The 14,758-nt window shown below is 64.0% G+C and carries 15 protein-coding genes; 6 read left to right on the top strand and 9 right to left on the bottom strand.

Annotation, left to right across the window (positions count from 1 at the left end):
- Positions 1-68 precede the first annotated feature (68 nt).
- The 4 genes from CWO89_RS29000 to CWO89_RS28985 all read right to left on the bottom strand — a co-directional run bounded on the left by CWO89_RS29000 (position 69) and on the right by CWO89_RS28985 (position 3,801).
- The gene (locus CWO89_RS29000; protein WP_130582010.1) at positions 69-815 is read right to left on the bottom strand and encodes an SDR family NAD(P)-dependent oxidoreductase; all 747 of its coding nucleotides are present in this window, start codon (positions 813-815) and stop codon (positions 69-71) included.
- On the bottom strand, positions 812-2,053 hold the full coding sequence (locus tag CWO89_RS28995) for an ABC transporter substrate-binding protein (protein WP_463698930.1): 1,242 nt from the start codon (positions 2,051-2,053) through the stop codon (positions 812-814). The genes CWO89_RS29000 and CWO89_RS28995 overlap by 4 nt, the downstream gene beginning before the upstream one ends.
- 85 nt (positions 2,054-2,138) lie before the next feature.
- Positions 2,139-2,945 (bottom strand): acetoacetate decarboxylase family protein, encoded by an 807-nt coding sequence (locus CWO89_RS28990; RefSeq protein WP_207234593.1) that lies wholly within the window; start codon positions 2,943-2,945, stop codon positions 2,139-2,141.
- A 28-nt stretch (positions 2,946-2,973) separates the two neighbouring features.
- The gene (locus CWO89_RS28985) at positions 2,974-3,801 is read right to left on the bottom strand and encodes a phytanoyl-CoA dioxygenase family protein (protein WP_130582009.1); all 828 of its coding nucleotides are present in this window, start codon (positions 3,799-3,801) and stop codon (positions 2,974-2,976) included.
- A gap of 194 nt (positions 3,802-3,995) precedes the next feature.
- On the opposite strand from CWO89_RS28985, the gene CWO89_RS28980 reads away from it, so the two are divergent.
- Entirely contained in the window at positions 3,996-4,781 is a 786-nt protein-coding gene (locus CWO89_RS28980) for an SDR family oxidoreductase (RefSeq protein ID WP_130582008.1), read from the top strand.
- A 98-nt stretch (positions 4,782-4,879) separates the two neighbouring features.
- Here the strand turns inward: CWO89_RS28980 and CWO89_RS28975 are convergent, their stop codons facing one another.
- A complete protein-coding gene (locus CWO89_RS28975) occupies positions 4,880-5,617 on the bottom strand; it encodes an aspartate/glutamate racemase family protein (RefSeq protein ID WP_130582012.1) in 738 nt (245 codons plus the stop codon).
- 156 nt (positions 5,618-5,773) lie between these two features.
- Between CWO89_RS28975 and CWO89_RS28970 the strand changes: the two genes are divergently transcribed.
- Positions 5,774-6,067, top strand: coding sequence for a GYD domain-containing protein (locus CWO89_RS28970; RefSeq protein ID WP_130582007.1), 294 nt, complete (start codon positions 5,774-5,776; stop codon positions 6,065-6,067).
- A 51-nt stretch (positions 6,068-6,118) separates the two neighbouring features.
- Here CWO89_RS28970 and CWO89_RS28965 read toward each other — a convergent pair whose 3' ends face one another.
- Positions 6,119-7,096 carry a DUF3280 domain-containing protein gene (locus CWO89_RS28965; RefSeq protein WP_130582006.1) on the bottom strand — a complete coding sequence of 326 codons (978 nt, stop codon included), beginning with the start codon at positions 7,094-7,096 and terminating at the stop codon, positions 6,119-6,121.
- Positions 7,097-7,309: 213 nt separating this feature from the next.
- Here CWO89_RS28965 and CWO89_RS28960 point away from each other — a divergent pair, with 213 nt between their 5' ends.
- The gene (locus CWO89_RS28960) at positions 7,310-8,719 is read left to right on the top strand and encodes a sensor histidine kinase (RefSeq protein WP_130582005.1); all 1,410 of its coding nucleotides are present in this window, start codon (positions 7,310-7,312) and stop codon (positions 8,717-8,719) included.
- Entirely contained in the window at positions 8,716-9,378 is a 663-nt protein-coding gene (locus CWO89_RS28955) for a response regulator (RefSeq protein ID WP_130582004.1), read from the top strand. The genes CWO89_RS28960 and CWO89_RS28955 overlap by 4 nt, the downstream gene beginning before the upstream one ends.
- 24 nt (positions 9,379-9,402) lie before the next feature.
- Here the strand turns inward: CWO89_RS28955 and CWO89_RS28950 are convergent, their stop codons facing one another.
- Complete coding sequence (locus tag CWO89_RS28950) at positions 9,403-10,080, bottom strand: alpha/beta hydrolase family protein (RefSeq protein ID WP_130582003.1); 678 nt, start codon at positions 10,078-10,080, stop codon at positions 9,403-9,405.
- Positions 10,081-10,299: 219 nt separating this feature from the next.
- Between CWO89_RS28950 and ybaL the strand changes: the two genes are divergently transcribed.
- Both ybaL and CWO89_RS28940 read left to right on the top strand, forming a co-directional pair.
- Positions 10,300-12,066: a YbaL family putative K(+) efflux transporter gene (gene ybaL, locus CWO89_RS28945; protein WP_130582002.1), complete on the top strand. Its 1,767-nt coding sequence runs from the start codon at positions 10,300-10,302 to the stop codon at positions 12,064-12,066.
- 48 nt (positions 12,067-12,114) lie between these two features.
- On the top strand, positions 12,115-12,594 hold the full coding sequence (locus tag CWO89_RS28940; protein WP_130582001.1) for a hypothetical protein: 480 nt from the start codon (positions 12,115-12,117) through the stop codon (positions 12,592-12,594).
- A 65-nt stretch (positions 12,595-12,659) separates the two neighbouring features.
- On the opposite strand, the gene CWO89_RS28935 is transcribed toward CWO89_RS28940, so the two are convergent.
- Both CWO89_RS28935 and CWO89_RS28930 read right to left on the bottom strand, forming a co-directional pair.
- The gene (locus tag CWO89_RS28935) at positions 12,660-13,697 is read right to left on the bottom strand and encodes an alpha/beta hydrolase family protein (protein WP_245476628.1); all 1,038 of its coding nucleotides are present in this window, start codon (positions 13,695-13,697) and stop codon (positions 12,660-12,662) included.
- A 112-nt stretch (positions 13,698-13,809) separates the two neighbouring features.
- On the bottom strand, positions 13,810-14,676 hold the full coding sequence (locus CWO89_RS28930) for an ABC transporter permease (RefSeq protein ID WP_130582000.1): 867 nt from the start codon (positions 14,674-14,676) through the stop codon (positions 13,810-13,812).
- Between the last annotated feature and the right edge of the window lie 82 nt (positions 14,677-14,758).

The raw sequence follows: 14,758 nt of genomic DNA, 5'->3' as shown, positions 1-14,758 counted from the left end.
TAATAGCGCGAGCGGGAGAGGTGCGACGAGTATGCGGATGGGCCTTCGAAACCCGATCTCGTCCAGCGCTAGCCCACCGTCATCCCTCCATCGACGACCCAGGCCGCGCCGTTGACATGCGCGGCGGCGTCGGAAGCGAGAAACGCGACGACATCGGCGATATTCTCCGGCTTCCCATATGGCGCACCGCCGCTTCGCCGTGGCGCGACTGAGCGCTCGCGCGCCTGGTCCTCGAGCTCCTGGATCATGCGCGACTCGATCGGGCCGGGGAGGATCGCGTTGACCCTGATCTTCGTTCCCGTCACCTCCAGCGCGGCGGTGCGGGTCAGGCCGAGCACCGCATGCTTGGACGCCACATAGCCGGCGAGCCCCGCGCGGCCACGGATCGCTGAGGTCGACGCGGTGTTGACGATAGCGCCCCGGCCGCGCGGCCTCATCTTCGCCAGCACGTATTTGAGACCGAGGAAGACGCCCTTCACATTGACCTGCAACAGCCGGTCGAACGTATCGTCAGGGTATTCGTGCAGCGGCGCGACCACGCCTTCGATGCCGGCGTTGTTGGCGAAGATGCCGATTGGACCAAGCTTCTGCTCGATCGTTTCGACAAACGCCGCGGTCTCCGCCGCGCTCGAGACGTCGGCACGGATGGCCAGCGCCTCGGCGCCCGCCGCCTCAACGAAGCGCGCCGTCGCCGCGGCCGCCGCTTCATCGATATCGACGATCGCGACGGCCCGGCTGGTCCGGGCCAGCGCGAGCGCGATTGCCCTGCCGATGTCGCCACCGCCGCCGGTGACGAGCGCTACTTCGCTGCTCATGATTTCAGGAAGTCGCAGCCGCCTTCCTCCAGCGGTCGCCACGCTTCGCTCGGCGGAATGGTCTTGATCAGCTTGTAATAGTCCCAGGGATATTTCGACTCTTCCGGCTTCTTGACCTCGAACAGATACATGTTGTGCAGTTTGCGGCCATCGGCGCGAACGCTGCCCTTGCCGAACAGGGGATCGTCGGTCGGCAGCTTCTTCATCTCCTGCACCACCGCTTTGCCGTCGCCGGAGGCTCCGAGCGCGTCGACGGCCTTGAGGTAATGCAGCATAGCGGCATAGACCCCGGCCTGCAGCGCAGTCGGATAGCGGCCGCCGTTGCGCGGTGCGAAGCGCTTGGACCAGGCGCGGGTATCGTCATTGAGATCCCAGTAGAAGGATTCGGTGAACTGCAGGCCCTGCGCCGTCTTCAGCCCCAGCGAATGCACGTCGCTGAGATAAAGCACGGTCGCGACCACGCGCTGGCCGCCCTGCGGGATGCCGAACTCGACCGATTGCTTGATCGAATTGATGGTGTCGCCGCCGGCATTGATCAGGGCGATCACCTCCGCCTTCGAACCCTGCGCCTGCAGCAGGAAGGAAGAAAAATCCTGGCTGTTGATCGGCGTGCGCACGCCGCCGACGACCTTGCCGCCGAGTTTCTGCACGACGTTCTTGACGTCCGCCTCCATCGCGTGCCCGAAGGCATAGTCGGCGGTCAGCGTGAACCAGGTCTTGCCGCCGCTGCCAACGACCGCCCGCGCGGCGCCCGATGATAGCGCGTAGGTGTCGTAGGTCCAGTGCACGAGGTTTGGCGAGCATGATTTGCCGGTGAGATCGGACGAGGACGCGCCCGACACCAGGAGCGTCTTGTTGTTCTGCTGCACGACGTTGCGCACCGCGAGCGCCACCGAGGAATTCGGCGCGTCGATGATGGCGTCGACATTGTTGCGGTCGATCCATTCGCGCGCGATGTTGGCCGCGAGATCGGCCTTGTTCATGTGGTCGCCGCTGACGACTTCGATCGGCCGGGTCATCTTGTGCGGCGCGGCCTGAAAATCCTCCACCGCCATCTTCGCCGCCAGCACCGATCCGGGCCCGGTGACGTCGGCATAAAGGCTCGACATGTCCGTGAGCACGCCGAGCCGGAGCGGCCCGGGCTCCTGCGCCTGTGCACCAAAGCTCGTGATGCCCAATGCCATGCCGCCGAGGCCGGCCAGCAGCCGGCGGCGGTTCAACAAAACAGACTTTATCATATCCAAAACCCTCCCTTGTGCGGCCCGCGCTCTCGCACGGATGTTTGTGCCCGCGCGTGCTTAGCGCGCGGGTCGATGTTGTCGTTCACGGAATCAGGCGCTCGATCAGTCGCCGGTCTTCGACCTCGAAACCGCCGCCGTAGACCTCGGACACCATGAAATGCGCGCCCAGGATTTCCGGCTTGAGATCCGCGATCGGGTCGTATTCGCTTGAGTGCAGCGTCATTGTGGCGCGGCCTGGTAGCGGCGCGGAATATTTCAGCGGCGTGCGGCGATAGGCGATGTCGGCATAGGCCGTCTCCAAGCGCTCCGGATGCGGCAGGCGGCGGACATGGATCTCGCCGGCGGGCAGTTCGTTGCCGTCGACGATGCGGATGACCGGCGCCGTTGGATCAGGCGTGAAGGAAAAATCCGCCAGCGCAATGCCGCGCCGCCTGACCGATCCGTTGATCGAGCCGTCCGGCCGCTCATTGAAGGTGTAGTGCGCATCCTTCTTGGTGTAGCCGAAGACCTCCCGGCCGGCGCAGATCCCCATCGGGTCGCTGCAATACATGAAGATATGCGTCTCGGTGAACAGGCCCTTGTAGCGCACGGGAACGGTGATCATCAGATCGAACATCTGCCCGGCATGCACCGCCAGCGAATGGCCCGGCGACACCATGAAGCGGAAGGCGACGCGGTCGCTCGCGATCTCGAACGGGGTATCGGCGAGCAGGCTCGCCACTTTGCCCGGCGCGACGCGCGTCATGATCTCGACCGTCCGCAACGTGCAGCCCCACTCCACGGGATAGGCCGGCGAATAGGGTGGATTGACCCCGCTGTTCGCCTTCAATTGGTAATCGCCGAACATGCGGCGCCGGGGATCGTTGGGGTCGGTAATCAGGTCGGTCATCTGGGCTTGCTCTCCTTCGGCGGCATGCTCATCGCATGGCGCTCGCTTGCGTGTTCCGCATCAAGACCTTCTGCTGGTCGCCCATGACATGGGCGTGGAAGGCAATCGCGGCGTCGGACAGGTCGCGTTCCGGGGCGTATTCCGGCGCGAAGTTACTGTGGCGGTCGACGCCGCGCACCAGCGTGGCGCTGTCGTTCGTTCCGACAACCTGCCGCACATGGGTCGGCAGATAGCGGATGGCAAAGCCGATCCGGCGCTTCGCCGACGGGTTCGGGTCGCTGCCATGGATCAGGCGGACGTGGTGCAGCGACATCTCGCCGGGCCGAAGCTGCAGCATCACGGCCTTGCTCTCATCGACGTCGACCGCGATCTCCTGCCCGCGCGTCAGCAGGTTGTCAGCGGCAAAGGTGTCGCGGTGGGCGACCTGCTCCAGCGTCTGGGTGTCGGGAATGACGCGCATCGCGCCGTTCTCGGCGGTGCTCTCGGAGAGCGCGACCCATGCGGTGACGATATCGGCGGGGTCGAGCCCCCAATAGGTCGAGTCCTGGTGCCAGGAGACGAAGCCGGGATCGCGGGCTTCCTTGATGAAGAACGAGGAACTCCAGCAGAGGATGTCGGGGCCGATCACGCTTTCGACCGCGTCGAGAATGGCCGGATGGCGGATCAGCCCATCGAGCCAGGTGAACAACAGATGGCTCTTGTGCCGCATCGATCCCTTCAGCAGGCCGTGCGCGGTCTCATGCGCCTCCAGTTTCCTGCGGATGCCTTCGACCTCGGCTGCCGACATGACCTTGATCGGCGCGTAATAGCCGTGCTCGCGGTAGTGGGCGATTGCAGCTTCGGGCAGGAGGGCCATGGTTTCCTCATTTCATATATGACTTCTTATTTGCATATATGAAATCAGATTTCAAACCCGAGTCAAGCCACGGGTGGCGGTTCCGCGGGCCTGATTGCGTCCGAATCGGGCCTAGAGGCGTCGTCCAGAAAGCGGTTGCCAGTGCCGCCGGGCGGCGAAAAGATGGAGTCAAACCGAAGAGGGAGTGCTCCGTCGTGCAAGTGAAAGACAAGGTCTGCGTCGTGACCGGAGCGGCTGGCGGTATCGGCGAGGCGTTGGCGCGGGCCTATGCCGAGGCCGGGGCACGCGGTGTCGTCGTCGCCGATCTCAGGACCACGCGCGAGCGGCTTGCGAGCGTCGCCGGCGATATCGACGGGCTGGCGGTGACCGCCGACGTCGGGCTGGAAGAGGACATCAAGGCGCTGGTGGCGGCGGCGGAAGCCAAATATGGCCCGGTCGACATTTTCTTCTCCAACGCCGGGCTGTCGCGCAAGGGACAGGAGACGGCCTCCGACGCCGACTGGGACGTGAGCTGGCGCGTGCATGTGATGAGCCATGTGTTCGCGGCGCGGGCGCTGGTGCCCGGCATGCTCGCGCGCGGCTCCGGCTATCTCCTCAACACGGCGTCCGCCGCGGGTCTCCTCGCTTCGCTGAACTCGATGCCGTATGGCGTGACCAAGAATGCCGCCGTCGCGCTCGCCGAGCATCTTGCCATCCAGTATGGCGACCGCGGCATCCGCGTTTCCGTGCTGTGTCCGCAGTCGGTGCAGACTGGCATGACCACGCCGGGCCCGAGCGCGGCGCGGGTCGATGGCGTGATGCAGCCGGCCGAAGTCGCGCGCATCGTGATCGAGGCGATGGAGGAGGAGCGTTTCCTGATAATCCTGTCGCACCCGCAGGTGCAGGAATACATGGAGCGGAAAGCATCCAATCGCGACCGCTGGCTCGCCGGCATGCGCCGCCTGCGTGACCGGATCTACGGCGCACCGTCGTCAGCATAAACACTCTTTCCGTCATTGCGAGCGAAGCGAAGCAATCCATGGTGCCGCTTGCGGAGATGTGGATTGCTTCGTCGCTGTCGCTCCTCGCAATGACGGGCTCACACAGTCTTCGGCGCGAATTGTTTGAGCAGGCCCGTATAGCCCTTCGCGCCTGGAAACGCGTAGGCGCCACGGCGCGAGGTCGTGAGCTTCAGGCCGACCAGCGCCTCGGCCTGCTTCACTGCGGCGGCGACGCCATCAATGACCGGCACACCGAAGTTCTGCGACAGCGCGGCCGAAAGATCGGCCATGCCGGCGCAGCCCAGCACGATCGCTTCCGCGCCCTTTTCCAGCGCCCGCTCGATCTCGGCGCAGAGCTTTTCCTCCGCGCCCGAGCCCGGTTTCTCCAGATCGAGCACCGCGACATTGCATGCCGTCACCGAGACCCGTTCAGCAAATCCATAGCGACGCACCAGCTCTTGCAGCGGCACCACCGAGCGCGGCGTCGTGGTGACGACCGCGATGCGCTTTGCGAGTTGGCCGGCAGTGACCAGCGCCGCCTCGCAAATGCCGACCACCGGGAATGGTGCCGCCGATCGCGCCGCATCCAATCCGGTGTCGTCGAAGCAGGCGATGATGCCGGCGTCGGCGTCCTTTGTGCTCAACAGCGCCTGGATCAGGCCGGGGACCGCGAAAGCCTCGTCGTAATACCCTTCGATCGAGACCGGCCCCATCGCCGAGGTGACGGCCGCAATCTCAGTGCCCGGAGATGCCACCGCGCGCGCCGCGGCGGCGATGGTCTCAGTCATCGTGACGGTGGTGTTGGGATTGACGATCAGGATTCGTGTCGGTGCCATGGCGCCACCGTAGCCCGGTTGGAGCTGCCTGGCAAAAATGGTCACGTCCCATGACCTTCCTCAAGGAGTCTGTGGCCGCGTGTGGGCCGCTGTGGCATGCTCGGCGCGACTTCCTCATGCCAAGTTGCACCGGGTCCTAACCCAAGGAGGACGGCCATGGTAACTTATGTCGTGCTGACGAAGTTCACCGATCAGGGAATCCGCAACGCCAAGGAGTCCCCGAAACGGGCGGAAGCTTTCAAGGAAATGGCGAAGACATTCGGCGTTAAGGTGAAGGAGATCGTCTGGACCCAGGGGCGATATGACGTCGTGACCTTCATCGAGGCGCCGGATGAGTCATCCGCGATGTCGCTCAGTCTGAGCCTCGGCGCGCTCGGCAATGTTCGCAGCGAGACGCTGCGGGCGTATTCGGCAGCCGAGATGACCAAGATCGTCGGCAACATGCTCTGACGATTGCATCCAGGTCGGTGCCGTCATCAAAGGTGGGTACCGTGCAGCGGCTTACTGCTGAGCCTGGTTCTCGAGCAGATGATCCTTGACGAGGCGCACGGCACCCCGCCGCCAGGAGTAGTCGGCGCCCATGCGAAGCCCGCTGTCGGCCTGAGAAACGACGGCGCCGGTCCGGGAGTCGCGGACCTGAAATCCGATCGTGTATTCGGTGCGGCTGACCCGCCGCACCACGCCGATCAGCGATTGGTCCGCGCCGAGCTTTGCGGCGATGCCGGCCTCGCAGCCGCCGCAGTCGCGCAGCGTGTGTGCCTTGACGGCTTCCGCGTTCGTGCCGCTGGTCTCGATCATGCGGTAGCGGCCCGATTGCGCGAACAGCTCGCGCACGCCGTAGGTGACATCGGCCAATTGTGCGGCATCCGAAGCCGCGACGCCGCTTGCCTGAGCGGCGGCGGTGGTATCTTCCAGTTCGAAGTCGAACACCGCAAGCGCGATCGGCGTCGACGCAACCGCCGGAGATGCGGCTAGCTGCGCCGCCAGCGCCGCGCGGATGTCGCGGGACAGGAAGGTCTCGGCGCGATTCCACGCCTCGTCATTGTCGCCCCGAAACGTGTAGCGCCTTTCGAACAGGATCCTGTTGGTATCGACGTCGATGACCGCCGCGCTTGCAAACTGGACCAGAGTGCTCATCTTCTGAACGGCGCCGGTGATCAGGACATTGGCGCCGCGTTGCGCGGCGGCCTGCATGCGCTCGGCGGACGTTGCCCGATCGTCCGTCGAGGGCGGGACGAGGCGGTAGTGCCCGTCCACCTCGACGTCGCGTCTCAGCGCGGCCATGAACGTTTGCAGGCGCCCTAGATGGGCGGCTGTCTGATCGATGGGCTCGCCCGAGGTGTCGAGATAGCCGAAGTCTTCAATCGTGACGCCCAGGGTCCGCGCTGCGGGCGCGCCGCTATCGGCACTGGCGGAACCGAAACCCAGCAAGAGCCCAAGCACAGTGACGGTCAGCAAATCAAGAGAGTATCGGCGCATCGGCGGACCTTTCAGCGATTATGTGGGCCTGAAGGCTATGCCGACCAGGTCTGCCGCCGAAGCTGAGCGCCTCCCGACGAGAGCCGGGAAAATTTCACGACGTCATTTTCGGGTTGCGGGCAACGCTTTGCGCCGCTTGCATTCTGCCGTTAAATGTATGGCTCCCGCTCGCAGACCGGGAGTCCAAAATCATCCGCGAGGGGTATCCGCAAGATGTGGAACCACAGGAGCGATCTGAAGGTACGGTTGACGCTGCGCGTTGCGGCCGTATCGGCCCTCTGCTTTGCCGCCATCTCGGCCTATTTCCTCATCGATGCCGATAGGTCCGTGCGCGCCAGGATCAATGCGATCGCCGAAGTCGCGGCAAAGACGCTGGAGCTGCAACAAAACAAGCTCCAGTGGGTGAATAATCCGCGGTCAGGATTTCCCGACCTCGACAATGTCGCGACTGCGGTCATAACGCCCGGTCTCTGTCTCGCCTTTCGCGCAAGCGATGGCGATATCCGGCAGCGATTCTGCGGTGGTGCGCCGAACGAGAACAGCGCGCCGCCACAAATTTTCGCAACGTTCTATCGCAGCCTGTTTGATCCCGGTCGCGAGGCCACGCGACCTGTGATTTCTCGCGGCGCCATCGTCGGCGAAGCCGTCGTCTGGGTTGATCCAGCCGTGCTCACGGCCGAGGCCTGGCACGAAGCGGGCCGTCTGATGACCGTGCTTGCGATCGCGCTGCCGTTATTGTGCGCTCTGGTCTATGCGGCCCTTGCACGCGCACTTCGGCCAACGCGGTTGATCCTGAGCGGTCTTGAGCGGATCGCCGCAGGCGACCTCACGGCGCGCCTGCCGCCCTTCGATCTTGCCGAGCTTTCGACCATCCGCGACGTGTTCAATCACCTCGCGGAAAGCCTCGGCACGGCGCTGGCCGAGCGCAGTGAATTGACCCGCAGGCTGATCGCGCTGCAGGACGAGGAGCGCCGGCATCTGGCGCGGGAGCTGCACGATGAATTCGGGCAGTCGCTCACCGCGATCCGCGCGCTGGCGGCATCGGCTCGTCATACAGCGGGACAGGATTGTCCTGCCATGCTCGCCGAATGCGACGGCATTGCGCGGATTGCGACCGACATGATGGAGACGCTGCGCGGCGCGCTGTTCAGATTGCGTCCGCCCGACGTCGAGGAACTTGGCCTGGCCGCAAGCCTGGAAGGTCTGGTCGCCGGCTGGAACGGGCGCAGCCGGGGACGGCCCCGCTTCAAGATCGCCTTTTCCGGCACGTTCGAGAATTTGCCCGCGGCGGTCAGCGCCAATCTCTACCGCATCGTGCAGGAGGCGCTCACCAACGCGGCCAAGCATGCAGGCGCAACGCGGGTCGTGCTGCGACTGGGGATGCGTGAAGCCGAGGCTCCCTCGGACGACGCCGCAATCGAGCTCGACATCGAGGATGACGGCCGGCTCAGCGATCCAGCCGTGAAATCCGGAATGGGTTTGCTCGGGATGCGTGAACGCGTCGCGGCATTGGGAGGGCGGCTGAGCTTCGAGGCCGGGCAAAACGGTGGCTTTGCCTTGCGCGTCGTTATTCCCGTCGCGCCGTCTCGCCAGCACGGCGTCGCCCTGGAGTACGCGGCATGAATGGCAGCGGCCGAGCCATCATGCTGGTCGACGATCACGCCGTCGTTCGCGAGGGCTATCGCTCGGTGCTGCAGAAGCAGCCGGGATTGCGCGTCGTTGCTGAAGCCTCCGATGGCGCCGAGGCCTATCGGCTGTTCAAGGCCACCGAGCCCGACCTGGTCATCATGGATCTGAGCATGCCCGGCATCGGCGGCATCGAGGCGATCAGGCGCATCAGGCAATGGGACAAGCGCGCCAGGATCCTCGTGTTCACGATGCACCAGAACGCGGCCTTTGCGGTGCAGGCAATCCGTGCCGGCGCCCGCGGCTATGTCACCAAGACAAGCCCGCCCGAGACGCTCGTGCACGCTGTGATGGATGTTCTGGCCGGAAAGATCGCCATCAGTCCCGATATCGACCATGAACTCGCGCTCAGCCGGCTTGCCGGCGAGGCCGCCGTCGCGGATGTCCTCTCCGCGCGCGAGTTCGAAGTGCTGCGCATGCTACTTGCCGAGAGGACGACCGAGGAGATCGCCGAGGCGCTTCACATCAGTCCCAAGACGGTGGCGAACCTGCACTCCCTGATCAAGGACAAGCTCGGCGTCGGCTCGGATATCGAACTGGTCCGGCTGGCGCTGCGGCAGGGGATATTGACGCAGATCGATCTTGGGGAGGCGTGAGGGGAGCCACTCACTTGAGCGCCTTCAAAGGATCGAATCCACCCACGCCGTGAATGCATCGAGCGCCTCGTCCATCACTTCGCCGTCATTGCGGCCCGAACGGACCAGCACATGGAAGGAATGATCGGCTTCTTTCACGAGATGCAGCGTCGCCAATGATCCGAGCTCCTTGACCACCGGCTCGAGCAGCTTCAAGTCCGCCAACGCATCGCGCGTGCCCTGCAGGAACAGCATGGGGATTTTGATGTCAGCGAGATGCTTTGCCCGCTCGGTGGATGGCTTTCCGGCTGTATGCAGCGGGAAGGCGAGAAACACCAGGCCTCGTACGCCGGCAAGCGGCTTGACCGCCTGCGCCTGCGAGGTCATCCGCCCGCCGAAGGATTTTCCGCCGGCAAAGAGCGGCAGGCCGGCGCACCGCTCTGCGGCCTCTGCCACCGCAGCGCGCACGGTGGCATGCGCAATCGCGGGTGGATCTGGCCGCTTGCTGCCCTTCTCCATATAGGGGAACTGGTAACGCAACGTCGCGATGCCGCGCGCGGCGAGGCCCGTGGCAATCACCTCCATCGAGCCATGCGTCACGCCGGCGCCTGCGCCGTGCGCAAACACATAGATCGCGTGAGCCTGCGGCGGACGAAGCAGCAGCGCCGAGACCGCGCCAGCATGGCCGATCTCGATCTTGAGGGACTGCGTGTCAGTTTTCATCGTCGTGATGTGTAGCCCGGGTGGAGCGTCAGCGTAACCCGGGACAGCTCGTAAACGTTGATGCAGAGGTCCCGGGTTGCGCTGCGCTCCACCCGGGCTACGAGGCTGCAGCTCATCTCATCAGGTAGCGACTGCGCCAATCAACGCAAGCAGCAAGTGCGACATGCCGCCACAAAAGGTCCGCGGGACATCGGCGACAGATTGTGCCAAAAGCTGAAAATGCTGCATGATACGCCACTTATCGCGACCATTGTCGCAGGGCTTGGACTGGCTTTTGTGTTCGGTGCCCTCGCCCAGCGGTTCCGGCTTCCACCGTTGGTCGGCTATTTGCTCGCGGGAGTTGCGGCCGGCCCCTTTACGCCCGGCTTCGTCGCGGACCAGGCGCTGGCAACGGAGCTGGCGGAGCTAGGCATCATCCTGCTGATGTTCGGGGTGGGCCTGCATTTCTCTCTCAACGATCTCCTGTCTGTCCGCGCCATCGCGCTGCCCGGTGCCGTCGTCCAGATCGCGGTTGCGACGCTGATGGGGCTCGGACTTGCTCAGGCCATGGGATGGTCGGTCGGAGCGGGCCTCGTGTTCGGGCTGGCATTGTCGGTCGCCAGCACCGTCGTGCTGCTTCGCGCGATGCAGGAGCGCCGGTTGATGGATACCGACCGCGGCAAGATCGCCGTCGGTTGGCTGATCGTGGAAGATCTGGCGATGGTGCTCGCGCTCGTGCTGCTTCCGGCCCTTGCGAGCGTGCTCGGTGGAAACGGCGATGCGCAGACCGCCGGTCCGCTCGCGGCGCGCCTTGGTCTTGGACTCACGGGCACATTGTTGCTCACAGTCGCCAAGGTCGGCCTGTTCATCGCCCTGATGCTGGTGGTGGGACGCAGGCTCATCCCCTGGATCCTGCATTACGTTGCGCACACTGGCTCCCGCGAGCTCTTCCGGCTCGCCGTGCTGGCGATCGCGCTCGGCGTTGCATTCGGCGCGACAAAGCTGTTCGACGTTTCGCTCGCGCTCGGCGCCTTCTTCGCCGGGATGATGCTGACGGAATCCCCGCTCAGCCAGCGCGCGGCACAGGAGTCGCTGCCGCTGCGGGACGCTTTTGCGGTGCTGTTCTTCGTTTCCGTCGGCATGCTGTTCGATCCGATGAGTGTGATCCGCGAGCCGTGGCCGCTGATCGCTACGATCTTCATCATCACTATCGGAAAATCCGTGGCAGCCTTCTTTATCGTGCTGGCCTTCAGGCATCCGGTCTCCACGGCGCTGACGATCTCCGCCAGTCTCGCCCAGATCGGAGAGTTCTCCTTCATCCTGGCGGAGATCGGCGTTGTAACCAATCTGCTCCCGAAGGAAGGTCGCGACCTGATCCTGGCCGGAGCGATCCTCTCGATCATGCTCAATCCGCTGATCTTCGCAGGTGTCGACTGGCTGATACCGCGCCTCGATCCGAGGCGGGCGTCGCCGAAGACCGCCGCTCCTGCCGCCCGCGAACCGATCCCGGTCACAAGCCTGACCGGTCACGCTATCCTGGTCGGCTACGGCCGGGTCGGGAACATCGTCGGCAGCGCCATGAAGGAGGCGGGCCAACCGTTCCTCGTCATCGAAGATGCCGATGCGATCGTCGCTGGGCTCAAGCAGAAGGATATCGAGGCGATCATGGGCAATGCCGTCCGCGCCGACGTGCTCGCCGCCGCCAATCCATCCGCGGCCCGATATCTGGTGGTCGCGATTCCCGAAGCGTTCGAAGCCGGACAGATCGTCCAGCAGGCGCGCGCCGCCAATCCGCAGATCCGAATCATCGCCCGCGCGCATTCGGACGCCGAGGTCGATCATCTCACGCGACTGGGCGCCGATACCGTCATCATGGGCGAGCGCGAGATCGCACGGGCGATGATTGAAGACCTGCAGCGTCAGCCGCAAAGGCGGCAGGTGGAACCGCAGGACGCGCCGACCGTGATCGCTCTGCACGGTGTTCCAAATGCGCCGGCAGATCGCTAGTATACCGCCGCTGCGCGTGGGGATGCAGGCGGTAGAAGAGGGGTCAGAATGGGCGCGAGTTCTCTGACGGAGCTGAAGCGGATCATCGAAGGCGAATCCATCGACGGGATCCAGTTGTTGAACAGTCCGCACGACAACCCGATCTGTTCGCTCTCTTACGATGAAAGCATTTCCTGTATCGCGGTCGTGTGGCGGAAATACGCGACCAGCGCTCAGCTTCGCTTCATTCATGAAATCATCCTTGGCATGCTCACGCAGCATGCCGCCGACAGGATCCTGGGCGATGATTCGGACTTGCCGATCGTCCACGCCGAAGATCAGAAGTGGATCGTAGAAGATTGGCTGCCACGGGCGCGGGCGGCGGGTCTCAAGGCCGTCGCTACCGCCGTGTCGCTGACATTCTTCGGCAAGGTCTCAATCGGGAGCATCCATTCGAAATTGGCCAAAGAGATTGCGATCAAGGATTTTCACAACATCCACTCGGCCCGCATGTGGCTCGGCAGCCTGAGCCCGCAGCAATTGGCATAGCCGCGCCGAGCCTGACACCACCTTGTGCGGGAAAAGGCGGTACCTTTCCTCCGCTGAAGCGCGCGTCATTTCGCGGCGCGCTTCTCGACGTGCGTCGCGAGCCAATCGATCAGCCAGTCGGCGACTTGAAGGTTGTTCTTGTCCTGCATCAGCATGTGCGAGTTGCCGTGAATGCCGACGTCCGGCAGCGCGACGACTTCAGCGTCGACGCCGGCGGCCTTCGCGGCCTGGACGAAGCTTCTGCAACCTTCCAGCCGCTTGCTCCACACCTCCGACTGGCTGACGAAGTCGCCGAACAGGACCAGTGTCGGGATTTGCTTGAGCGCCGTCATATTAAAGTCGCCGCCCGGACATGCTCCCGGCTCGATCGAGATGATGGCAGTTATTCCCTTCGGGCTCATTGCGGCCGTCTGGAACGGGAAGATGCCGGATTGCGAATGGCTGACCAGCACCGTCTTGCCGAGACGCTCGGACAGTTCGGACAGCGCCTTCACGGTCGGGACCGGCGGCGTCATCGAATAGTGCCAGTCCGGCACCATCTGCTTCCAGAACTCGTCCTGCGCCTCCAGCGGAAACTGCAGTCCGGGAAACACCTTTGGATATTCGGTGCCGAAGCGGAAGATCGCCCAGGCTGGCTCATGACCGGCTGAGATGAAGGCGGGCAGCGTGTCGGGCGCGGCCTTGCCGGTCTTCACGTTGTTGACGGCGACGGGGCTCGCGGCCGAACGCCCGCGCCAGGCTTGATCGATGACATAGACGGAGAAGCCGCGGCGCAGGAAATATTCGTCCCAGCCCATCCGGCCGTCGGGTGTCGTCTCCCAGCTCTTGCCGGTCAGACAGCAGCCGTGGATCAGCGTGATGGAATAGTCCTTGGGCTGCAGCGGGGTCTGGTAGCGGACATACATCTGGTCGACGGTGATCGTGCCCGTGGCGCCGAACGTCGGAATGGTCGAGAGCGCGTCGCTCTTCACCTCGCGGCCGCCGACAAAGAAGCTGCCCTGCTTGGCGATGGTGAGGGGGCCGGATGGCGGCGCCTCCGCGGCGTGGCTTGCCGCGAGAAAATTTCCCGAAACAATGAAGGCAAGGACCAGGCGCTTCAGCATGGGCGTTTCCTCGATATGTTATGTTTTTTTTGAAAACGTGACGTCGGTACTAGATTCTTATTTTGACGCGTTTTCTTCACGCGAACCGGTGTCCACTTCGCTTGAAAACGCTCTATGATTGCACTCCCCACATTCGCACGGTGCGGCGCTCGATCAGGCGGAAGACCAGATTTTCGACGAAGAGGCCGATCAGGATTACCGTCAACAGGCCGGCGAACACCGCCGGGATATCGAGCACGGTGCGGCTTTCATAGATGAACCAGCCGAGCCCGCCCTTGCCGGACGCGACGCCGAACACAAGCTCGGCGGCGATTAAGGTGCGCCAGGCAAATGCCCAGGCCACTTTCAGCCCGGTGAGGATCGATGGAAAGGCGGCAGGGATCAGGATCCCCAGGACATAGGGCAGGCCGCGCAATCCATAGTTACGCCCGACCATCCGCAGCGTCGGCGACACCGCGAGGAATCCCGCATGGGTATTGAGCGCGACCGCCCACATCACCGAATGCACCAGCACGAAGATCAGGCTCGCCGCGCCGAGCCCGAACCAGATCAGCGCCAGCGGCAACAACGCGATCGCCGGCAGCGGATTGAACATCGCGGTCAGCGTTTCCAGGAGATCGGTCCCCAGCCGCGTGTTGATTGCGAGCGCCGTCAAGATCCCCGCAAGCGCAATTCCGATCGCATAGCCAAGCAGCAGCACCTGCAATGAGGTCCAGGTGCGTGCGAACAGCGAGCCATCCATGATGTGATCGAACAGGGCCTTCAGCGTGTCGGATAACGTCGGGAACAGCAGCGCGTCATCGAGATAGAGCGCATAGGCCTCCCAGATCAGGGCCAGCACGATCAGGATGAGGACCTTGCGTAGCGCGGCATTGTTCCAAAGCCGCTCGGCGGCCGACAATTGCCGCTCGACCTCGGGCTGATCCATGCCGTCATTCATGACGGTGGCCGAACTCAGGATGATGCGCGGTGCGTTCATGAGGCAGTCTCGTGATCGGCGCCGGCGCCTTCCGCTGAAAACAGGAGGTCGTCGATCTGCTTCTCCAGTTCGCCGGCGCGCC

Origin of the sequence: Bradyrhizobium sp. Leo170 (assembly GCF_004296405.1) — a bacterium.
Taxonomy (GTDB): domain Bacteria; phylum Pseudomonadota; class Alphaproteobacteria; order Rhizobiales; family Xanthobacteraceae; genus Bradyrhizobium.
This window is presented reverse-complemented; position numbering and strand designations above follow the sequence as displayed.